Source organism: Sedimentitalea todarodis (assembly GCF_032595355.1).
GTDB classification, from domain to species: Bacteria; Pseudomonadota; Alphaproteobacteria; order Rhodobacterales; family Rhodobacteraceae; genus Sedimentitalea; species Sedimentitalea todarodis.
Genome location: NZ_JASMWN010000006.1, coordinates 113599 through 134037, shown reverse-complemented (window position 1 = coordinate 134037; position 20439 = coordinate 113599). Strand labels below are relative to the sequence as shown.

Here is a 20439-nt window from a genome sequence, read left to right as displayed (position 1 = left end):
TCTTCGGGGCGTTCAGTCCGAGCGCGCCCGAAGAACAAGGGAGTTGCAATGCGAATAACCTCTGCCCAGGCGTGGTGGGTCCAGATCCCGATCGAGGCGGACAAGCAGCATGTCAGCGATTTTGGCAGGTTGCGCACGTTTGACGCGGCGATACTGCGGCTGGAAACGGACGATGGGCTTGTCGGTTGGGGCGAGGCCAAGAATGCCGCCGGTAGTGCAGGCAGCTATGGCACGCTGGTGCACTTGCTGAACCATGAATTCGGTCCCCGCGTCATCGGTCGCGACCCGGCTGACATCACATGGATTTGGGAAGACCTGTACAACGGAGTCCGCGCCGAAAAGGCCCGGATTTCCGGTCAAGGGATGCCTGAACTGGCGCGGCGCGGGATGACCATCGCCGCGATCAGTGCGATCGACATCGCCCTTTGGGACATTCTGGGCAAATCCGATGGCAAACCCGTCTGGCAACTCCTGGGAGGTCGCAAGGCCGATCGATTGCGGGCTTATGCGTCCGGCGGTTGGGCCGACAAGGACAACATAGGCGACCAGCTTCAAGGCTATGTCAGCAAAGGTGGATTTGACGGGGTCAAGATGCGTGTCGGCGCGATGGACGGCACGCCACATCGCTCGGCCGAAAGGGTGATCGCGGCCCGGCACGCCTTGGGGCCCGACGTTGATCTGATGGTCGATGCCCATGGGACGTTCTCGGTCGCCGATGCAAAACGCTTTGCCTACCTGGTGCGGGATTGTGATCTGGCGTGGTTCGAAGAGCCGGTGACGGGCGACGACAAGACCGGCATGGCCGAAGTGCGCGCCGCGACGCATGTGCCGATTTCGGCGGGCGAATCCGAAGCGACGCGCTTTGATTTCAGGGAGCTGATCGTGGGGCGTTGCGCGGATATCCTGCAGCCTGATCCGGCCTGTTGCGGTGGTATTTCCGAGGTCATGCGGATCGGCACATTGGCGTCGAGCTTCAATCTGCGTCTGGCGCCGCACCTGTGGGCCGGTGCGCCCTGCTTTTTCGCGGGGCTTCACGCCTGTGCCGCGTCTCCCGCCAGTTTCACGGTTGAGTTTTCATTGGGGGCGAACCCGATGATTCACGACCTCTCAAGGAATAAGGTCGCAGTCAGCGATGGCATGATTGCAATCCCGGAAACACCCGGTATAGGGCTCGACATGAATGTCGAAACGATTGAGAAATTCGCCAAAGATGGGTGATATGGAGGAAACCGACTTCCTTCCGTCATTGGCGTCGTATCTCATTGCAGCGGCCGAGGCGAAAGCTGGAAAGGCGCCGTCAGAGCGCGAGCTGGCCGAACATTTCACCGTCAGCCGTGGTCAAGTGCGTGAGGCGCTTGCCATTCTCGAGGCGATGCAGGTCATCGAACGGCGCGCGAAATCGGGCATCTACCTGCGCAAGGATCAGCGCGGTATCGAACAGCTTGCCTTTTTCGCGCGGGCCGGATTGCCGCTCGATCCGCGCCAAATCTACGAAGCGGTCGAGGTGCGCAAGATTCACGAGATCAAGGCCGCCGAATTGGCCGCCGAGCGTGCGACCGAAGAGAACTTTGCCCGGCTGGAAGACATCCTGAAGACATCGGAAGAGCGGATGGCAGCGGGCGAAGCGCTCTCGAAACTGGACCATGATTTCCATCTGGAGATCGTGCGCGCCACGCAGAACGACGTATTCTACAATCTGTGCACCACGTTCTACGTCCTCAGCGAAAAGCGTCTGGCGGTGTACTTTCGCGACAGCGGTCGCAACCTCAAGTCGCATCAGGAGCATTGCCAGATTTACGAGGCGCTGCGCCGCCGTGACGGTGCATTGTCAATGGCGTTGATGAACTCTCACCTGCGCGGAGCGATGAGCTATTGGTTCGAGCTACTGGAAGACGACGAGGCGGAAACCCTGCTATAAGAGGCACGCATGGCCGGATCAAAGGTAATCTTTTCGACGCACGCCCTGCATCCTGACGTCACCCGCGATCTGCAAAGCCTTGGTGACTACCGGGTTTCATCGGCACCGACGCCGGACGCCATCCTGAAGGAAAGCGCGGGTGCCGAAATCATCGTGGTTCGCGCCAAAATTTCCCCCGAGATCATTGCGCGCGAGCGGGGCCTCATGGCCTGTGTCCGGCATGGTGCGGGTCTTGACATGATCCCGATGGATGCCGCCAGCCAGGCCGGTGTGTTGGTGGCAAACGTACCGGGGGCCAATGCAACGACGGTGGCGGAACACGTGATCTGGTCGGCGCTGGCGCTGCTGCGCAAGTATCCGCAGGTCAGTTGCGATTTGCGCGCCAGCGGTTGGGAACCAGCACGCGTGCATTCAAACCATGGGCACGAATTGTCCGGTCGAACGATCGGAATTTTGGGCGCGGGCAACATCGGGCGCCGTGTCGCAGAGATGGCGCGCCATGGGTTCGGGTGCAATGTCATCGCGCTAACCCGCACGCCGACGACGCTGCCAGAATGGATTGAGCATGTGCCGTTTGATCAGCTTTTGGCGCGGTCGGACATACTGGCCCTGACCTGTCCGCTCACCAGCGAAACGCAGGGTATCATTGATCGCGCAGCCATCGCAAAAATGAAACAGGGCGCGGTCCTGATCAATGTTTCGCGGGGGCAGGTGACGGATGAAATGGCCCTCGCCGAGGCGCTTGCGTCCGGCAAGCTGCGTGGCGCGGCGGTAGATGTGTTCTGCCAACAGCCGTTGCCGCCCGACCATCCCTTCCTTGCCCTTCACAACGTGATCCTGACGCCGCATATGGCTGGGATAACCGAGGAGAGCATGCTGCGGATGGGTCAAGGTGTCGTCGCTGAAACGCGGCGCATTCTGAGCGGGAAAAAGCCCCGGAACTTCTGCAATCCCGAGGTGTGGGAACGGCATCGGAAACGGTTCGGCCTGCCCTCTTAACTCTGGCACGCCGGTGCAACGATCGCGCGCGACTGCTGGCGCCCTGCTATGTCAAAGCCAGGTTGCGCCCGGTTTCAGGGTTAAAGAACAGCACTTTGTCTGGTTTCCAGCCGAACCGAACTGGGTCATTGATCGCGATCCGGGTTTGCGCCGATACAGTCGCGTGAATATGCAGCCCGTCGGCGTCGATGGTCAGGATCTTCAGAACGCCATGGTTCTCGATATCGAACACATAGCCCGACGCCGGCGCATCCGCAGAGATTACGATGTTCTCCGGTCGAACGCCGAAGCGGAGCCGCTGCCCGTCGGTTCCATTCGGATTTGACACCGGCACCGCGTGACCGCCCGCATCAAGTACCGCGGAACTGTCCTTCAACACACCATCGAGCAGGTTCATGGGCGGCGTACCGACGGATCGGGCCACAAAGGTATTGAGTGGTCTGGAATAAATCTCATCCGGTGTGCCGACCTGCACCAGCTTGCCTTGGTTCAGCACGCCGATTTTGTCGCCCATCGACATGGCTTCGACCTGATCATGGGTCACGAAAACGAAGGTCGCGCCGAGCTCGTTATGCAGTTTCTTCAATTCAACCCGCAGAACATCGCGCAGGTTCGCATCCAGTGCGGACAAGGGTTCGTCCATCAGGAACACGCGCGGGCTTCGCACGATGGCCCGCCCGATTGACACGCGCTGCATTTCGCCGCCGGACAGCTTTTCCACCTTGCGGTCAAGCAGTTGGGTGATTTGCAAGGTTTCGGCGGCCCGCTCGACCCGTTCCTTGATTTCAGCCGGGGTAAAGTTCTGTGTCCTCGATTTCAGCGGAAATTCCAGGTTGCCGCGCACGGTCAGGCGCGGATAGAGCGAGTATTGCTGCAACACCAGTGCGACGTCTCGCTGGGCGGTGTTCCATCGGGTCGCGTCCTGACCCTCGATCATGACCTTGCCGGCATCGGGCTTTTCCAGCCCCGCGATCACCCGCAGGGTCGTGGTCTTGCCAGCACCTGTCTGGCCGAGCAGAACAAAGAACTCACCGTCCTTGATGTCGAGATCCACACCGCGCAACGCAGTGTTCGGGCCGAATTTCTTGGTGATGCCCGCAAGCGCAATATCAGCCATCAGGCAGCTCCCGCCAGGTTCAATTCCGTTTGCCTGTCAAAGAAATGGGCCTGTTCCGGATTGAGGCTTACCCAGACTTTCTGGCCTTCGCCTCTGACGAACCCGCTTTCGGTGCGGGCGCGCAGCGTGGTGCCGCCCAGTTGCACATCGACGATATCGTGGCTGCCAAGAGGTTCGATATTGGTTGCCTTTGCCTCGGCATAGCCTTTGGCTTGCGCATGCTTCAACAAGACGGCCTCGGAGCGAATGCCAAGGGTGACACCGCTGCCCGTGTTGCGCAATCGTGCCAGTGTATCTTCATCAAAGCTGAACCCACCCTCGGCACCGGCGATTGAAACACTCGTGCCGTTGATCGTCGCGTCAGCGATGTTGATCACGGGCGAGCCGACGAATTTCGCCACGAACAGGTTGGTGGGTTTCAGGTAGACCACATCCGGTGCGCCTACCATCTGCAGGATGCCGTCATGGAGAATGACAATCCGGTCGGCAAGGCTCATTGCTTCGATCTGGTCGTGAGTCACATAGACAGAGGTCGAGCCGCGGGCGATGTGCAGGCGCTTGATTTCCGTGCGCATCTGTTCGCGCAGCTTTGCATCCAGCACACCCAAGGGTTCATCCATCAGCAATGCCTGTGGGCGCCGCACCAGTGCGCGACCGATCGCGACCCGCTGCATGTCGCCGCCCGACAGGGCCGAGGGCTTGCGATCGAGGTGCTGCGAGATTTGCAGCGTTTCCGCGACCTCTTTGATCGCGCGATCCCGCTCGGATGTATCCATACGTACCGCGCGCAAGGGAAAGGCAATGTTCTCGCGCACGGTCATGTGCGGATAGAGCGAGAACGACTGGAACACGAATGCGATGTCGCGGTCGGCGGCCTTGCGGCCCTGCACTTCGGTGCCGTCGATCAGGATTTTGCCATCGGTCACGGTTTCCAGCCCGGCAATTGCACGCAGGGCGGTGGTCTTGCCGCCCCCCGACTGGCCCAGCATCACGACAAATTCGCCATCTTCGATTGTCAGGTTGAGGTCCTTGAGAACCTGATTGGTGCCAAAGAACTTCTGCACATTGCGCATTTCAATCTGCGCCATCAGACGATGCCTCCATCTTTACCGGTGGTCGCGCCGTGCCCGTCTTTCGACCCATTTCCAGACCCGATCTGACCGTCGAATTCATCTTCGATGTAGTCTTCTTCGGGTTCCGGATCGGGCGCGATCTTGGACGTCACCAGAAAGGCCACCAGCCCGACAAGCGTCAGCGTGACACCATATTTGTGCAGAAACAGACTCCACGGCTGACAAAGCGCAATGATGCCAAAGATCATCAGGCTTTGCGCACCGGGGGCGAGGAACCGCTGGTTGATGGCCCGGAAACTCATTTGCGGATCGCTCCGAATGACATGCCGCGCAGAAGGTGGTTGCGCAGAAGGAAGGTAAAGATCGCGACGGGGATCAGGAACAGCAGGGTGCCTGCCGCGATCACGGTCCAATCCGGGAGGCCCGAACCCACCTGGCTGGGGATATAGGGTGGCGCGGTCTGTGCGTTGCGGTTGGTCATGATCAGGGCGAATGCGTACTCGTTCCATGCCGTGATGAAACAGAACACCGCCGTCGCCGCCATACCCGTCAGGGCCTCGGGCACAACGACCTTGAAGAAGGCCTGCATCCTTGTATAGCCGTCGACCAGTGCCGCCTCTTCGTATTCTTTCGGTATCTCGTCGATAAAGCCCTTCATGATCCACACCGCGAAACTGAGGTTGAAGGCGGTGTAAAGGATGATCAGCCCCAGATGGGTATCGTTCAATCCGACAACCCGGTACATCAGGAACATTGGGATCGCGACGACCACAGGCGGTAACATCCGGGTGGACAGGATGAAGAACAGCCAGTCATCCTCGCCCTTTACCTTGAAGCGACTAAACCCGTATGCCGTGAGCGTCCCCATCGACACCGCCAGCACGGTTGAGACAATCGAAACGATGAGCGAATTCTTGAACCGGTCTCCATAACCGGACGAACGGACCTCTCCGGTCTTGCGATTGCGAACGACCTTTTCGCCACCATCAAACACCATCTGCTCCCACCAGGGCGCGGCGTCATATTCTTCCTGCGTCGGTTGATCGCGCAATTGCGAACGCTTGGTAAAGAGCTTTACGAAGGGCGACACTTCGGGCGTGAACACCACCGTGGGCGGGATCGTTGTCGCCAGGTTGCGGGGTTTGAACGCCGTTGCGGCAATCCAGTAGATTGGCGTCAGCATGATGAGCAGAGCAACGAACACAGCGGCTATTGCGACGCGGTTTGTCCACTTTTCGCGGGGCGTACGTACTCCGGCCATTCTAGCGCGCTTTCACTTTGTTGAGGTATTTGACATAGATGTTGGTAATCGCGACGACCATGATCAGCACGATGTAGGCAAAGGCCGACGACATCCCGGTCTGCCATTCCTGGAACGCCATCTTGTAGAGTCGGATGGCAATCAGCTCTGTCGTGGGCTGTGATGACAACACATAGGCCAGGTCAAACGTCTTGAAGGCTTCCATCGTGCGAAAGATGATGGCGATCATGACGATGGGCGCGACCAGCGGAAGAGTGATCCGGAAGAAGGTGTAGAAGCTGCCCGCACGGTCAATCTCTGCGGCCTCGTACAGGTGTTTGGGCACCGCAGAGAGACCTGCCAGTGACAGCAGCATTACAAAAGGCGACCACATCCAGATGTCCACAATCGCGATGGCCCAGAGTGCCATGTCGGGATCCGCGAGCCACTCGAATTTTCCGAGGCCGAGGAAATAGTTGATGATGCCGAAATTGGGATCGTAGAGCAGTTTCCAGAACAAGCCCACAACCGCCATCGACAGCATCATCGGCAGCAGGAGGAGGGTGGTGATCAGCCCTTTTGCCGGGATCGCGCGGTTCAACAGCATGGCGAGGCCAAAGCCGACGATCACCTGTCCGGTAACCGAGATCAGAACGTATTTCGCGGTGATTGAAAAGTTCTTCCAGATGAACGGATCGCTCAGCAGGTCGCGATAGTTCTGCAGGCCCACGAATTTTGCCGGTGCATTGGTCGATGCCCGGAAATCGGTGAACGAATAGCCAAGCGAATAGAGCAGCGGGAAAATGTTGAAAATAATCAGAAATGCGATGGTCGGAATGATAAAGAGGTTTCGGATGGTCAGATCGCTCAGCCCCTTGGCCGCCGCGCGGGAGTTGGGGTCCAATCTGGTCATGACGTCAGTGGCCACTGGAGAGCTTCCTTGCATTTCGGAGCGCGTGAAAGGAAGGGGCGCCTGAGCGCCCCTGGACGTGGTCTATGGTCGGGCGGGCTATTGTCCGCGACCGTATTTTTCGAACGTGGCTTTCCAGTCGGCGGCCAGTGCATCAAGCGTTTCGGCCGCGGTGCCTTCGTCGCCCACGATGTAGGGATAGAGGCGCTGGTTTGCGGCGGTCAGAAGCTCCGCAAACTCGGGAACCGCCCAGAAATCCTTGACGGTGAACATCGTCTGATAGAACGCCTCGTTGTAGGGTGTCGCCTGACGGAACTCATCGGATTCCAGCGTTTCGGCATGGGCTGTATAGCCCCCCAATTCTGCCCAGCGTTGCTGAATCTCGGGCTGGATGAACCATTCGAGGAACTTCATCGAGGCCTCTTGGTTGTCCGAGTAGCTGACGACCGAAATACCCTGACCGCCAAGCGCAGCATGTTTGGCCCCGCCCGGACCGGCCGGATTGGAGAAGAAGCCGGTATTCGCCGCGTGCGGGTTGGTTGCCTCGTTCAACAGCGCCGGGAAAAAGGCGAAGTAGTTCATCGACATCGCCACCAGGCCCTCGGTGATCGCCTGGTTGTTCTCGACGAAGAAGGTCTTGGCCCAGCCCGGTGGGGTGTAGCTGTAGAGTTTCTTGTAGTTCTCCAGCGCGGCAACCGCCTCGGGCCCGTTTACAAAGCCCTCAACCTCGTAGGTTTCAAAGTTGCCCAGTTCGGCGCCATAAGAAAAGATCGCGTTCTCGACCCCCATCACCAGCGCGTCATAGCTGTTGTCAGTATAGATCGCGATGCCATAGCGGTCTTCATCAGGGCGATGAAAGAACTCGGCGATGTCGGTCATTTGCGCCCAGGTTTCAGGCGGGGCAAGATCATAGCCATACTTGGCCTTGAAGGCCTCCATCTCGGCGGGATCTTCGAACCAGTCCTTGCGGTATGACCAGCCGACTGCGTCACCCTCTGCCGGAATCGCCCAGTACTTGCCTGAGTTTCCGGGATACTCCGCATAGTACTTGACGGTCGCCGGAGCCATGATTTCGCCGACGTTATGCTCGGCAAAGAAGTCCGTGAGGTCGACGTAGTGGCCGCCCTCGGACGCTGCTCCGAGCCACTGGCTGTCTCCTACGATCATGTCATAGGCGCTGCCGCGGGCGTTGAACTCGGTAAAGGCCTTGGTCTGGAAATCGGCCCACGGCGTGGTTTCCACGGTCACGGAAATGCCGGTTTCCTCTTCGTATTCGTTGACCAGCTCTTGCAGGTAATTTGCCGGATCCCATTCGGCCCAGAAAATCACCAGGTCCTCGGCCCAGGCCGAAGACGCGGAAAGCGCACCAAGTGCCACTCCCGCCAGCAGTCCATTCATCTTGTATTTCATATCCATCCTCCCAGATTTGGTTCGAACCACCTTGCCCGGTTTCTTTTGTGACCAAGCTATCGAACGCGGTTGCAGGGTACGACGGCTGCGAAACCTGCTGCTAATTTGGTATTACCAGATGAAATGGTCTGTCAAGGCTTTGTTTGATGCCTTGGTTCACGCGCAGCATCCTTATCATATGATGAAAAACTAGTGTATCAGCGCAATCTGTTGTGCTAGCCTGATGCCTGATCCGGTGGCTTACTCGGGAATGTCGGCGCGTGAGAAGCAGGAAACAGCAGCAACTGGCCCGACCAGTTAGTGATTTCAGGGGGTGAGAAGTGACGGTCGTGATTTATCTGGTGGGCACGTCCGATACGAAGGCTGCGGAAATCACCTATCTGCGCAACCTGCTGGTTCATCCCGGTGTCGATGTTTGCACGGTCGATGTTGGAACGCGCGGTGCCGGCTGCGAGATGGACGTTCCCCCGGCGGTTGTCGCAGGCCATCATCCTGACGGAATCGATGCGGTTTTCGGATCGGGTGATCGCGGGACATCGGTGGCAGCCATGGCCCGTGCCTTTGCCGGTTTCTGCGCGGCGCACAGTCACGAGATCGCGGCGATCATCGGGATTGGCGGCGGCGGCGGCACATCGATCATTTCCGAAGGCATGCGCGAACTGCCCTATGGTGTTCCGAAACTCATGGTCTCGACACTCGCGTCGGGCGATGTCGCGCCTTATGTCGATACCAGCGACATAATCATGATGCCATCGGTGACCGATATTGCGGGGCTCAACCGGATCAGCCGCCACATAATGCACAATGCGGCCCAATCCATTTTGGGAATGGCGGCGAATCCCTATGTCGCGCAGGGTGACATCAAACCCAGCGTGGGTCTGAGCATGTTTGGCGTTACAACACCTTGCGTGACTCAAATCAGCGCCCTTCTCGAAGATCAGCTGGATTGCGTGGTGTTTCACGCCACCGGTACCGGCGGGCGCAGCATGGAAAGGTTGCTGGGCGAAGGCATGCTTGGCGGCCTGATCGACATGACAACGACCGAAATTGCCGACGAAGTGGTGGGCGGCGTGCTGTCTGCGGGCGCGGCGCGGCTGGATGCGGTGATGGCAAGCGGCAAGCCCTATGTCGGGTCCGTCGGCGCCTTAGACATGGTCAATTTCTGGGCACCGGATACGGTGCCAGACAGGTTCAAGGATCGGCTGTTCTATCATCACAATGCCAACGTCACCCTGATGCGGACCACTGCCGCGGACTGCGCGGCGATTGGCACGTGGATCGCGGACAAGCTGAACACGGCCACCGGGCAGGTCATCCTGTTGCTACCGGAAAAGGGAATTTCGGCGCTGGATATCGCCGACGGACCCTTTTGGGACCCGGAGGCACAGGCGGCGCTGTTCGGGGCACTCGAGAACGGTCTGCGGGCAACCGACACACGTCAGGTCAGGCGCCTTCCAAAACACATCAACGATCCTGCTTTTTCCGCTGCTGCGGCAGAGGCCTATCTGAGCATTTCATAGGACACACCATGCCAGCCATTGCCCGCGCCACGATTCTCAAGCAGCTCAATGCATTGATCGAGGCGGGCCGCCCGATCGTCGGCGGCGGCGCGGGGACCGGACTTTCTGCCAAATCAGAGGAGGCCGGGGGTATCGATCTGATCGTGATCTACAACTCGGGCCGCTATCGCATGGCCGGGCGCGGGTCGTCTGCGGGTCTTCTGGCCTATGGAAACGCCAATGAGATCGTCAGGGAAATGGCGGTCGAGGTCTTGCCGGTGGTAAAACACACCCCTGTCCTGGCCGGAGTGAACGGCACAGATCCATTCATCCTGATGCCGCAGTTCCTGGCCGAGTTGAAGGCGATGGGATTTTCCGGTGTGCAGAACTTCCCGACGATCGGCCTCTTTGACGGCACCATGCGGCAGAGTTTCGAAGAGACCGGCATGGGATACGGCCTTGAGGTCGAGATGATTGCGGAGGCCCATGCGCTTGACCTGTTGACCACGCCCTATGTGTTCAATCCTGATGAGGCAACCGCGATGACCAGGGCGGGCGCTGACATCGTGGTCGCCCATATGGGCGTGACAACAGGCGGCACCATCGGTGCGACCTCGGCCAAGAGTCTCGGGGATTGCGTGGCAGAGATCGACGCCATCTCGTCAGCGGCAAGATCGGTGCGCGACGATGTGATCGTGATCTGCCATGGTGGGCCCATTGCCATGCCTGACGATGCCGCTTTTGTGCTGCAGAACTGCGACAGGTGCCACGGGTTTTACGGGGCCAGCAGCGCCGAGCGTCTGCCGACCGAAATCGCGATCCGCGATCAGATCGGACGTTTCAAGAACATGGACATGATCTGCAAGAAGGAAGAATGAGGATGGGTGCGATGGACAAGTACTTTGTATATCCGCAGGACGTCGACAATTTCGGGTTCGACTGGGGGCGGCTGGCGCTGACCTGTGCGCCCGAGGTCAACGGTGCGGCGAAGTTTTCGGCTGGCGTCGTGTTCGTGCCACCGGGTCAGGGACACAGCCGCCACAATCATCCGGGCGCGGAAGAGATCATCTTCATCATCAAGGGCACCGGCGAGCAGATGATCGAAGATGAGGCCGGCACACCGGAAACCCGCGAAGTTGGCCCCGGCTGCACCGTTTTCATCCCCGAGAGCCGCTATCATGCCACCCAGAATACAGGATCCGAGCCGATGGAGATTTTCGTGGTCTATTCGCCTGTTGGTCCCGAAGAAGTATTGCGTGACGCGCCGGATTTTCACCTGATCCCGGCCAGCGATCTGAACGGCGCCTGACATGAACGAACTGAGCTACGATTTTGACCATCTCGACAGCCTGATGGATGACGCGGGTCTGGATGCGCTGTTGGTTACGTCCAAACACAACGTGCGCTACCTGCTCGGCGGGTATTCGTTCATCTTCTTTTCCGCGATGGATGCGATCGGGCATGGCCGCTATCTGCCCATCATCGTCTATGTGAAAGGGGATCGGGACAAGACAGCCTATATCGCCAACACGATGGAAAAGGGGGAAAACGAAAATACGCCGTTCTGGGTTCCGCATTTCTACCCCATGGCCTGGGGCAGCGTGGACAGCGTCAATCAGGCTGTCAGGCATTTGGAAAAGATCGGTTTCAGCACCGGGCGCGTCGGGGTTGAACCATCGTTCCTGCCATCCGATTCTCAGGACGTGTTGCGGGATGCCTTGCCGAATTCCGCATTTCTCGACGCAACATCGGTGCTGGAAAACCTCCGCGCGGTGAAATCGCCGACGGAACTTGCGCTCTTGCGCGATGCGTCCGAAAAGATCACGGAGTCGATGCGCGCGACCATCGCGGCCTCGGGTGCCGGTAGCACCAAGCACGAAATCATCGAGCGCCTGCGGCTGGAGGAGACCAGGCGCGGGCTGATCTTCGACTACTGCCTGCTGACACTTGGATCGAGCCATAACCGGGCCGGGTCAGATCAAAAATGGGCAGACGGCGACGTTTTGTCCATCGATTCAGGTGGCAACTTGCAGGGCTATATCGGTGATATCTGTCGCATGGGTGTGTTGGGTGAACCGGATTCCGAACTGGTCGATCTGTTGGGCGAGATCGAGGAAATCCAGCAGGCGGCCTTTGCCGAGGTCAAGGCCGGTACACCGGGGGTCGCCGCGATTGCTGGGGGCCAGGCGGCGTTGGCGCGACAGCCGAACAGGCAATACACCGACTTTTTCGGTCACGGCATGGGGTTGGTCAGCCACGAGGCACCGTTCCTGTTGACCAACCATCCCGTCGCCTACGAAGGGCGCGACGCCGACACGCCACTCAAGACAGGTATGGTCCTTTCCATCGAGACCCACATGCAGCATCCGACGCGCGGCTTCATCAAACTTGAAGACACGCTGACAGTCACCGACACCGGTTACGAGATGTTCGGGACCGACGGGCGCGGCTGGAACCTCGGCGGGACAGGGTAGGGCGCTGGTTCACTGCGCGGTGTTCGGTTTCGGCGCGAGTGGAGCACACCCGGGCCTGAAACATGGTGGGCGCGCTGCGAAATTGGCTGAAGGAGTGGGTTGGCTGGAACATCATCTCTACAAATCCTATCATGGCCCGCTGATGCGTTGATGCGATTTGAAGGACTCTGTCATGACCAATGCCACCGTTTCCGACCATATCACCGGCCTTCTGATAGATGGCGCCTGGGCGGCACCCTCGAATGATCAGTGGCTTGAGACCACCGCGCCAGCGGATGGTCAGGTCTTTGGCCGTATCGCACGCGCGGGCGCGGCAGATGTGAATCGTGCCGTCGGTTCGGCGCGACGGGCCTTGCAAGGGAATTGGGGGCGGCTAAACGCCGTGGAGCGGGGGCGGCTCTTGTTGCGCGCCGCGCAGATCGTACAGGATCGCGCAGAAGATCTGGCCCAACTTGAGGCACGCGACACCGGCAAGCCGATTGCGCAGGCGCGCGCGGATATCGCGGCCTGCGCGCGCTATTTGGAATATTATGCGGGCGCTGCCGACAAGGTTCATGGCCATACGATTCCAGTGCAGAATGGCTATTTCGCCGCAACAGAACACGTGCCGCATGGCGTAACCGCACATGTCATCCCGTGGAATTATCCGGCGCAAATGTTTCCCCGTTCGATCGGCCCCGCGTTGGCGATGGGCAATGCCGTGGTGATGAAACCCGCCGAAGATGCCTGTGCCACGCCCCTTGAATTGGCGGCCATCATGATTGAGGCCGGCTTTCCGCCCGGTTCGCTCAACATGGTCACGGGGTTGGGCAGCGAAGCGGGCGCCGCGTTGTCTGAACATCCCGACATCAACTTTATTTCGTTCATTGGCTCTTCCGAGACCGGCGTCGCGATCCAGACTGCTGCCGCAAAAAACCACATCGGGTGCACGCTCGAACTGGGTGGGAAATCGGCGCAGATCGTGTTTGCCGATGCGGACCCGGCGCTTGTCGTGCCGACCGTGGTCGGGGCGGTTACCCAGCATGCAGGGCAGACCTGTTCCGCAGGATCGCGGCTGCTGATCGAGCGTTCGGCGATGGATACGCTTGTGCCGCTCATCGCAGACGCCTTTTCGAAGGTGCGTGTTGTCATGCCGGACATGGAGGGACAGCTTGGCCCGCTCATCAATCCGCGCCAGAAAGACCGCGTCGAGCGTTTCTTGAATTTTGCGGATAGTTCCGGCCTGCCGTTGCTGGCCAAAGGGCAGATGGCGGCAGACTTGAGCCCGCAGGGCAATTTCGTCGAACCGCATATGTATGGTCCGGTCCCCAGAGATCATCGCCTGGCGCATGAAGAGGTGTTTGGTCCGGTTCTGGCAGTGATCCCGTTTGAGGATGAGGCCGATGCGGTTGCCCTTGCCAATTCAACGGAATACGGCCTTGTGGCAGGCATCTGGACTCGCGACAGCGCGCGCGCGTTGCGGGTGGGCCGGCAGATGGAAGTCGGACAGGTTTTTGTCAACTGTTACGGTGCCGGCGGGGGGATCGAACTTCCATTTGGCGGCATGAAGAAATCGGGTCATGGCCGCGAAAAGGGGTGGGAGGCGCTATTGGAATTCGCCGCGGTGCGCACCATCCTCATCCGTCACGACTGACCCGGCCACGGCCCGCCGCCTTGTCACGGAAGGGTTGGGCCCCGGTGAACGAGGGCGCCAAGGGGTCGCAAGCCTGGGGTGCGGTCGAGCGCCACGTTCCAGAGCGGACTTCAGGTGATGACGCCCAACAGCGTTACTCAGGGTGCTGGCCAAGAGGTCATTGGCGCTCATCCCGCGCCCAAGGCGAAGCGAAAGCGCGACGTCTGGACGATCTGTTGACCGGCCTCAATTCGTGCAGAGGGAAAATCCGGCCGGTTCGGCGCGTTTGGCCAAAGTTGCGGTTCGAGAGCGATCCCGGCATTGCACCCGTAAGGGATGCCATCATGGCCGGGCCAGTCGCCAGAGGTGGTTTGGCCCGCAGCATAGACCTGAAGACCCGGCTCTGTGGTTTCCAGCGCAAGACGGTGGCCGGATGTTGTCACCTGCGCAACCTCGCGCAAGGAGCCACGCCGGGGCGCAACACAGAAATTGTGGTCGAGCGCCGGATCCGGCGGGCGCGGGAATCGATAGTCAAAGGGCGTGTCCTGAACGGGCTGCGGGCTGCCTGCCGGAATCAGGTTGGCATCCAGGGGCAAATAGCTGTTCGCCGCGATCTTGAGCCTGTGGCCCGAGAGATCGCGGCTGCCATCAAGGTTCCAGTAGCCGTGAAATGCCGGGTTGAAGAGCGCAACTGCCTTGGCCTGGCCCGAAATGTCGATCCGCAACGCGTGATCGTCTTCGAGGCTGTAGCGCGCGCTCACCTGCAGGTCCCCCGGAAAGCCACCAAGCCCATCGGCCTGTGTGATCGTCAGCGTGCAATGCGCGGGACCGTGATCGACCACCTCCCATACACGTGTGTGAAAGCCGGCAGAGCCGCCATGCAGGGTGTTTTGAGCGTTTTCGTTGCGATCGAGCCTGTAGGTGATGCCGTCCAGTTCAAAGCGGCCGCCCGCGACCCGATTGGCAACCGGACCGACGATGGCACCAAAATGGTGCATGTCGGCCAGATAGGCCGAAAAATCCGGGCTGCCCAGAATCAGGGAATGGGAGTGGCCGTCACATCGCAGGGATTGCAGGGTTGCGCCATAAGTCAGGACAGTTGCGGTCAGACCGCCACCCCGGAGAGAAATTTGCCTGACGTCGCGCCCATCCGGAGTGCGCCCTACCGTCAGCATCGAAGCCGCGCCGCAGGGTTCATTGATGCAGCCGGCCAGCAAACTGTGATCGCGTGACGCGGTTGTGACGCCATCCAAATCGGGAGCAGGATTTGTTGAGAAAGGGCGATATCGGCGGCCATCATGCAGTATCCTTGACGCGTTTGCGCTGGGCCAATCCCGACCTGTGGAACGGCCTTAGCAGCTATTGCCGGTCAAAACAGGCCAGCTTCGCGCGCGATCAGGGCGGCGCGGGTTCGGTTGGCGGCACCGATTTTGCGGTAGAGGTTCTTCATGTGAAGCTTGACCGTGGGTTCCTGAATATTCAGACTACGGGCGATTTCCTTGTTTGTCTTGCCCTCGGTCAGCCCTTTGAGCATCTGCATTTCGCGTCGGGATAATTTTGCCGCCAAGGGATTGGACGAGGGGGCGTCGGATGCGGTCATGAATTCGACCGGCGCATACTGTTCGCCGGTCGCCATGAAACGGACAGCATTCACCATGGATTTCGCGGGAATGGATTTGGGGATGAAACCGGCCGCGCCCACTCCGAGCGCCCGTTCTGCAATGTCGCGTGTCGCTTCGCCGGATATCAGCGCCACGCGCTGCCCGCCACCGATATTCATGGTGCGGGTGAGACCGGCGAGACCATTCATGCCAGGCATGTTGAAATCGAGCATGACCAGATCGAAGGGCGCGTCCTTCTCAATGAGAGCACAGGCTTCGTCGACCGAGCCCGCCGTACTCGCGTCGATTCCTCCCGCATTCTGCAGGAACATTACAAGCGCATCGCGCATCAGTTCATGGTCATCGGCAATCAGAACCCGCATTGCGTTGCCTCCTTCGGTTCGTGTCCTCGCTAAAATTGAAAGCTGTCATCTTTGTGGCGAATTCATTGCGATTTTTTCGTTTTGCCCATCTTCGATCGTCGCGTGGCCCCGACCTCCTAGCTGCGCGACAAGGGGAGCGAGAGGGGTTCACAAACTGAACGCTGCTCCGAATTCCGGCCACCCGGCAAGCAAGCGCCCGAATAACCTATACCAAGGGATAGTTCTCTATCCGACCCCTTTGGTGCAGGTTCAACCATGTTCTGGCACAATAATTTCGGACCCTGCAAGGAGTCACCGCATGATCCAGAAATTCTGGAAAACCGTCGTGGCCTCTCTGGTCGGTGTGATCATCGCCACCGCCGGAGCCAATGCGACCAAACTTGGAAAAGCGGAGGGTGCGGTGTTGCTGACCGTCACCGGAGCGGTGACCCAAGCCAATTTCGGTGACGCGGTGCAATTTGACCTCGCCATGCTCGAGGCGTTTGACAGCACGGTGATTGAAACGACGACGAACTGGACAAAGGGAGTCCAGCGGTTCCGGGGGGTCTCTCTTGCCGTTCTGATCGATGCGCTTGGCATCCGTTCAGGCACGCTCCGCGCCGCGGCGATCAATGACTATACTGTAGAGATTCCGGTCACGGATGCCGTCAAGGGCGGGCCGATTGTCGCCTTTGAGTTGAATGGAAAGCCGATGTCCCGGCGCAACAAGGGGCCACTTTGGATTATATATCCATATGACAGCAACGAAGCGTACAAATCGGAGCTGATTTACACCCGCAGCATCTGGCAACTCGACAGAATCGAGGCAGTCCACTAAAGCGGCTTGCAAACCGCAGGCTTCATCTAACGGGAAATACGTTTGTCCAGCAGCACTCACGGACGCCTGAGGGCCGGTCTGATCTTTGGGATCATCGCCGGTCTAATTGCTTTGAGCATCATTGCATTCTTGTCAATTCGGGTGGTCAGAGACCTGCGGCTGCTTGAAGCAGCCAGTTCCGACAACATGCAGTGGACGGTTTCACAGGGTGAGGTCGAGTTTCTCGGGATGCTCGTTGAGGTTGAGCTCGCGCGGTTAGACGAAACATCGGACCTAAGCGGGTTAAGGTGCCGGTTTGACATCTTTTTCAGCCGTCTGGCGACGCTCAATGAGGCCCCGGCATCTTCCGGTCTGCGCAGCAACGAGACCTATCGTGATGCCCTCGAAGAGGCGCAGGGTTTTCTGGATCGCACCGTGCCTCTGATTGACGGAGATGATGATACCCTGCGCGCTTCACTGGCGGCGATTTCCGCGGATGCTCAGAACATTCGCCTGAGCCTGCGTCAACTGTCGAGCACGGGCCTCTCACAGTTTTCGACAACGGCCGAAGAACGCCGAAAAGAGATCGCACAGACCCTGACGCGGCTCACCGTGGCTGCCATCGGTCTGATCATCGCGCTGGCGTTGTCGGTTGCTCACCTGATCCGTCTGAACAAGCAGAATGCCCTGCGACAGAAGTCGATCGAGCGGACAGCAAAACGATTGAATACCATCATTGCGACGTCGCTTGACGCGGTGATCGTATGCGACGCCGAGGGAGTCATCCTGGAGTTCAACCGGGCTGCAGAGGTCATTTTTGATCGCACCTTGTCCGACGTCATCGGCGAGAACCTCTTGGATGTCACCTGCCCACCTGAACTGCGCAGCGGACTTCTTGAGCGGTTGAGAAGGTATCGCGACGGCGATAACCCGCGCTTCGTGAGACGCGGACGCATGCAGCTTGAGGCCGTACGGCGCAATGGCGATCGGTTTCCTGCGGAGGTCGCCATCCAGGTGGCGCATACGGATGACGGCCACATCTTCATCATTTTCCTGCGGGATGTTTCGGACCAGGTCCGTGTCGAAACGGAGCTGGTCAAGGCGCGCGATCAGGCACTTGCGGGAGAGCGTATGAAAACCGATTTTCTGGCGACGATGAGCCACGAGATCCGCACGCCGTTGAATGGGCTGTTGGGGAACCTGGCTCTGCTGCGCGGCACTGAGTTGAGTGAGCGGCAACAGCGCCTTGCCAGGGACATGCAGACGTCCGGGCAACTGCTTATGCGGCACGTGTCGGATGTGCTTGACATCACGCGGTATGATGCCGGAAATCTGCGTATTGAACATGTCCCGACGCATCTGGATCGGTTGGTGACGGACCTGATTGATAGTCAGTCCGGGACTGCTGCCGCGCAGAACACGACATTGAGCTGGCGATGGATCGGAGAGCCGATGCATTGGGTCGAATCCGATCCGGACCGGCTGTTGCATATCTTACAGAACCTGATCGCGAATGCGGTGAAATTCACCCACAACGGGCATGTGTCGATCACGGCAGAGGCCGGGCGCACGGATGAAGGTGGTCATGAGGTGTTGTTTCGCGTCCAGGACACGGGGATCGGGATCGCACCAGAGTTGCGGGCGACCGTGTTCAACGATTTCGTCACCGGCAACACCGCCTATGATCGGGAATTCGGAGGAACCGGATTGGGGTTGAGCATTGCCAGGCGCTTTGCGACCGCGATGGGGGGCGATATCGGTCTTGATGAACCTGATGGGCAGAGCACGGCGTTCTGGGTCCGGATCCCGGTAAGACCTGCAGTCGCAGACACAAAATCCGCGACATCCACGCAAGACGGAGAAACAACTGCCCAAGAGGCAGGGCTGAACATCCTGGTGGTCGAAGACAACGAAATCAACCGGGTCGTCGTCTGCGAGATGTTGCGAGCCGCAGGCCACAGGACCACGGTGGCGCATGATGGGGAAGCCGGGATAGTGTTGGCGGCAAAGTTGCGATTTGATCTGATTCTCATGGATATCAGCATGCCCGTAATGGACGGTCGCGCCGCGACCTGTGCCATTCGCGCTGGCGGCGGTGCATCTGCGGAGTCGCCGATCGTGGCGATCACCGCGAACGCCATGGCTGACGAGCAGGCTGCCTTTTTGCAGGACGGGATGGATGGCGTCCTGACCAAACCCCTGTCGCAGGAATCGCTTGCCGAAATCACCGGTCGATACTCGGTTTCACAGGCTTCCGGCGAAACGAAGGTCGTAGATCTGGATCACCGTCATCAAACGCAGGCGGTCCTTGGCGAAGAGGGTTATGACAAGCTGGTCGGGACATTCATTGCCGAGGGCGAAGATCTGATTTCACAGCTCTCGGAGACCGGTGTGCTGAGCTGCGCAGAGATCGAACGTCTGTGTCATCAGGTTGCAGGAAGCGCCGCAATATTCGGGGCAACTGCAATGCAGGAAAATCTCAGGACCATACAGGCCGCAGCAAAGGCCGGCGACCGCGCCTGGATAGCGATGCAGCTGTCAGCGTTGAAGCGCGTCTGGGAGGATACCAGGTCGACCCTGCGACCATGATGATTTGCACCATCTTGATACCCGCGCGCCAGGTGGGGTTGCGCCCGGGAACCACGGTTGCAACAAGTCACTTGGCAAAGAAGAGGAGTGGGCGACGATGCGTATGCTGACTGAGTTCGGAATGGGTACTTCTCTGCGGCGGGGAGACTATACCGAAGCGGCGCGACGGGCGGTAAAGGATGCCCTGTGGCACAATTCGATCAACATGGCCGAGCTGTTCGGCTTTCCCAAGGATGCGATGAAGATCAACGTGGAAATCGGTGTTCAGCAACCGGATCTGGTTGACGCCGACGCGATCCTGGCCGTGTTCCCTTACGGGCGGCCGACTGTCACGGTTGCGCAGGGCGGTCTCGACATTGCGCGTCCGGATGGGGATGGCAACCCGACCGTAATCGCCAATGCCGCCATCTCCGTCGCGTTTGACATGGAGCGCACAGATGGCTGAGCAACGGATGATCATTGAAATGGGCATGGGCAACGATCAGTACGGGATGGACTACACCAAGGCCGCCGCCCGCGCGATCGAGGATGCGATCCGCCATTCCGCACTCCCGATTTTTGCCTCGCTGGACCTGAGCACAGATGCGATGCGTGTGCAGGTGACCGTGGGGGTACAGGAGCCAGACAAGGTCGACATCGCCAGCCTCGCGGCCAAACTGCCCAGAGGCCACGCCGAAGTCCTTGCAGTCAAAGGCGGACTGAATGTCGAGAACCCGGCGGGAAACACCATCGTCGTCGCATCAGCAGCAGTCGAAGCGTTCTTGCCGCCTCAGACCGGCTGGACGTTGAAGAGTTAGAGGGCTTCTGGGTCCCGCTAG

20 protein-coding genes are annotated in these 20439 nt (G+C 59.3%); 12 read left to right on the top strand and 8 right to left on the bottom strand.

Translation table 11 applies throughout. The features are described 5' to 3' along the window. The first annotated feature begins 48 nt into the window (after window positions 1–48). From QO231_RS10145 to QO231_RS10135, 3 genes are read left to right on the top strand one after another with little or no spacing between them, the layout of a single operon-like run. The gene (locus QO231_RS10145; protein WP_316775735.1) at window positions 49–1218 is read left to right on the top strand and encodes a mandelate racemase/muconate lactonizing enzyme family protein; all 1170 of its coding nucleotides are present in this window, start codon (window positions 49–51) and stop codon (window positions 1216–1218) included. Between the two features lies 1 nt (window position 1219). Next, entirely contained in the window at window positions 1220–1918 is a 699-nt protein-coding gene (locus QO231_RS10140; RefSeq protein WP_316775733.1) for a FadR/GntR family transcriptional regulator, read from the top strand. A 9-nt stretch (window positions 1919–1927) separates the two neighbouring features. Further along, entirely contained in the window at window positions 1928–2917 is a 990-nt protein-coding gene (locus tag QO231_RS10135; RefSeq protein WP_316775731.1) for an NAD(P)-dependent oxidoreductase, read from the top strand. A 46-nt stretch (window positions 2918–2963) separates the two neighbouring features. Here the strand turns inward: QO231_RS10135 and QO231_RS10130 are convergent, their stop codons facing one another. The 6 genes from QO231_RS10130 to QO231_RS10105 all read right to left on the bottom strand — a co-directional run bounded on the left by QO231_RS10130 (window position 2964) and on the right by QO231_RS10105 (window position 8667). Continuing rightward, entirely contained in the window at window positions 2964–4034 is a 1071-nt protein-coding gene (locus QO231_RS10130; RefSeq protein ID WP_316775729.1) for an ABC transporter ATP-binding protein, read from the bottom strand. Beyond that, window positions 4034–5122: an ABC transporter ATP-binding protein gene (locus tag QO231_RS10125; protein WP_316775727.1), complete on the bottom strand. Its 1089-nt coding sequence runs from the start codon at window positions 5120–5122 to the stop codon at window positions 4034–4036. The genes QO231_RS10130 and QO231_RS10125 overlap by 1 nt, the downstream gene beginning before the upstream one ends. Further along, window positions 5122–5409 carry a hypothetical protein gene (locus tag QO231_RS10120; RefSeq protein WP_316775725.1) on the bottom strand — a complete coding sequence of 96 codons (288 nt, stop codon included), beginning with the start codon at window positions 5407–5409 and terminating at the stop codon, window positions 5122–5124. The genes QO231_RS10125 and QO231_RS10120 overlap by 1 nt, the downstream gene beginning before the upstream one ends. Next, entirely contained in the window at window positions 5406–6368 is a 963-nt protein-coding gene (locus QO231_RS10115; protein WP_316775723.1) for a carbohydrate ABC transporter permease, read from the bottom strand. The genes QO231_RS10120 and QO231_RS10115 overlap by 4 nt, the downstream gene beginning before the upstream one ends. A 1-nt stretch (window position 6369) precedes the next feature. Continuing rightward, window positions 6370–7275, bottom strand: coding sequence for a carbohydrate ABC transporter permease (locus QO231_RS10110; protein ID WP_316775722.1), 906 nt, complete (start codon window positions 7273–7275; stop codon window positions 6370–6372). An 81-nt stretch (window positions 7276–7356) separates the two neighbouring features. Beyond that, on the bottom strand, window positions 7357–8667 hold the full coding sequence (locus QO231_RS10105) for an ABC transporter substrate-binding protein (RefSeq protein WP_316775720.1): 1311 nt from the start codon (window positions 8665–8667) through the stop codon (window positions 7357–7359). A 320-nt stretch (window positions 8668–8987) separates the two neighbouring features. Here QO231_RS10105 and QO231_RS10100 point away from each other — a divergent pair, with 320 nt between their 5' ends. The 5 genes from QO231_RS10100 (at window position 8988) to QO231_RS10080 (ending at window position 14273) form a co-directional block, all read left to right on the top strand. Then, window positions 8988–10187: a Tm-1-like ATP-binding domain-containing protein gene (locus tag QO231_RS10100; RefSeq protein WP_316775717.1), complete on the top strand. Its 1200-nt coding sequence runs from the start codon at window positions 8988–8990 to the stop codon at window positions 10185–10187. Between the two features lie 8 nt (window positions 10188–10195). Continuing rightward, entirely contained in the window at window positions 10196–11044 is an 849-nt protein-coding gene (locus QO231_RS10095; RefSeq protein ID WP_316775715.1) for a phosphoenolpyruvate hydrolase family protein, read from the top strand. 11 nt (window positions 11045–11055) lie between these two features. Next, window positions 11056–11475, top strand: coding sequence for a cupin domain-containing protein (locus QO231_RS10090; protein WP_316775713.1), 420 nt, complete (start codon window positions 11056–11058; stop codon window positions 11473–11475). Window position 11476: 1 nt separating this feature from the next. Further along, window positions 11477–12640: a M24 family metallopeptidase gene (locus QO231_RS10085; RefSeq protein WP_316775711.1), complete on the top strand. Its 1164-nt coding sequence runs from the start codon at window positions 11477–11479 to the stop codon at window positions 12638–12640. A 172-nt stretch (window positions 12641–12812) separates the two neighbouring features. Further along, the gene (locus QO231_RS10080; protein ID WP_316775709.1) at window positions 12813–14273 is read left to right on the top strand and encodes an aldehyde dehydrogenase family protein; all 1461 of its coding nucleotides are present in this window, start codon (window positions 12813–12815) and stop codon (window positions 14271–14273) included. A 167-nt stretch (window positions 14274–14440) separates the two neighbouring features. On the opposite strand, the gene QO231_RS10075 is transcribed toward QO231_RS10080, so the two are convergent. Beyond that, window positions 14441–15427, bottom strand: a complete 987-nt coding sequence (locus QO231_RS10075) for an aldose epimerase family protein (RefSeq protein WP_316775707.1) — start codon at window positions 15425–15427, stop codon at window positions 14441–14443. A 194-nt stretch (window positions 15428–15621) separates the two neighbouring features. Further along, on the bottom strand, window positions 15622–16236 hold the full coding sequence (locus QO231_RS10070) for a response regulator transcription factor (protein WP_316775706.1): 615 nt from the start codon (window positions 16234–16236) through the stop codon (window positions 15622–15624). A gap of 298 nt (window positions 16237–16534) precedes the next feature. Between QO231_RS10070 and QO231_RS10065 the strand changes: the two genes are divergently transcribed. The 4 genes from QO231_RS10065 to QO231_RS10050 all read left to right on the top strand — a co-directional run bounded on the left by QO231_RS10065 (window position 16535) and on the right by QO231_RS10050 (window position 20418). After that, on the top strand, window positions 16535–17053 hold the full coding sequence (locus tag QO231_RS10065; protein WP_316775704.1) for a molybdopterin-dependent oxidoreductase: 519 nt from the start codon (window positions 16535–16537) through the stop codon (window positions 17051–17053). Between the two features lie 42 nt (window positions 17054–17095). Continuing rightward, window positions 17096–19621: a hybrid sensor histidine kinase/response regulator gene (locus QO231_RS10060; protein ID WP_316775702.1), complete on the top strand. Its 2526-nt coding sequence runs from the start codon at window positions 17096–17098 to the stop codon at window positions 19619–19621. Window positions 19622–19718: 97 nt separating this feature from the next. Continuing rightward, entirely contained in the window at window positions 19719–20066 is a 348-nt protein-coding gene (locus QO231_RS10055) for a Lin0512 family protein (RefSeq protein ID WP_316775700.1), read from the top strand. Beyond that, window positions 20059–20418: a Lin0512 family protein gene (locus QO231_RS10050; RefSeq protein WP_316775698.1), complete on the top strand. Its 360-nt coding sequence runs from the start codon at window positions 20059–20061 to the stop codon at window positions 20416–20418. Before QO231_RS10055 ends, QO231_RS10050 begins: the two co-directional genes overlap by 8 nt. Window positions 20419–20439: the final 21 nt, after the last annotated feature.

What these genes read in the sequence shown, in the direction of transcription:
- QO231_RS10145 (WP_316775735.1), top strand. Translation starts at nt 49, where the DNA reads ATGCGAATAACCTCTGCCCAGGCGTGGTGGGTCCAGATCCCGATCGAG.
- QO231_RS10140 (WP_316775733.1), top strand. Translation starts at nt 1,220, where the DNA reads ATGGAGGAAACCGACTTCCTTCCGTCATTGGCGTCGTATCTCATTGCA.
- QO231_RS10135 (WP_316775731.1), top strand. Translation starts at nt 1,928, where the DNA reads ATGGCCGGATCAAAGGTAATCTTTTCGACGCACGCCCTGCATCCTGAC.
- QO231_RS10130 (WP_316775729.1), bottom strand. Translation starts at nt 4,034, where the DNA reads ATGGCTGATATTGCGCTTGCGGGCATCACCAAGAAATTCGGCCCGAAC.
- QO231_RS10125 (WP_316775727.1), bottom strand. Translation starts at nt 5,122, where the DNA reads ATGGCGCAGATTGAAATGCGCAATGTGCAGAAGTTCTTTGGCACCAAT.
- QO231_RS10120 (WP_316775725.1), bottom strand. Translation starts at nt 5,409, where the DNA reads ATGAGTTTCCGGGCCATCAACCAGCGGTTCCTCGCCCCCGGTGCGCAA.
- QO231_RS10115 (WP_316775723.1), bottom strand. Translation starts at nt 6,368, where the DNA reads ATGGCCGGAGTACGTACGCCCCGCGAAAAGTGGACAAACCGCGTCGCA.
- QO231_RS10105 (WP_316775720.1), bottom strand. Translation starts at nt 8,667, where the DNA reads ATGAAATACAAGATGAATGGACTGCTGGCGGGAGTGGCACTTGGTGCG.
- QO231_RS10095 (WP_316775715.1), top strand. Translation starts at nt 10,196, where the DNA reads ATGCCAGCCATTGCCCGCGCCACGATTCTCAAGCAGCTCAATGCATTG.
- QO231_RS10090 (WP_316775713.1), top strand. Translation starts at nt 11,056, where the DNA reads ATGGACAAGTACTTTGTATATCCGCAGGACGTCGACAATTTCGGGTTC.
- QO231_RS10085 (WP_316775711.1), top strand. Translation starts at nt 11,477, where the DNA reads ATGAACGAACTGAGCTACGATTTTGACCATCTCGACAGCCTGATGGAT.
- QO231_RS10080 (WP_316775709.1), top strand. Translation starts at nt 12,813, where the DNA reads ATGACCAATGCCACCGTTTCCGACCATATCACCGGCCTTCTGATAGAT.
- QO231_RS10075 (WP_316775707.1), bottom strand. Translation starts at nt 15,427, where the DNA reads ATGCTGACGGTAGGGCGCACTCCGGATGGGCGCGACGTCAGGCAAATT.
- QO231_RS10070 (WP_316775706.1), bottom strand. Translation starts at nt 16,236, where the DNA reads ATGCGGGTTCTGATTGCCGATGACCATGAACTGATGCGCGATGCGCTT.
- QO231_RS10065 (WP_316775704.1), top strand. Translation starts at nt 16,535, where the DNA reads ATGATCCAGAAATTCTGGAAAACCGTCGTGGCCTCTCTGGTCGGTGTG.
- QO231_RS10055 (WP_316775700.1), top strand. Translation starts at nt 19,719, where the DNA reads ATGCGTATGCTGACTGAGTTCGGAATGGGTACTTCTCTGCGGCGGGGA.
- QO231_RS10050 (WP_316775698.1), top strand. Translation starts at nt 20,059, where the DNA reads ATGGCTGAGCAACGGATGATCATTGAAATGGGCATGGGCAACGATCAG.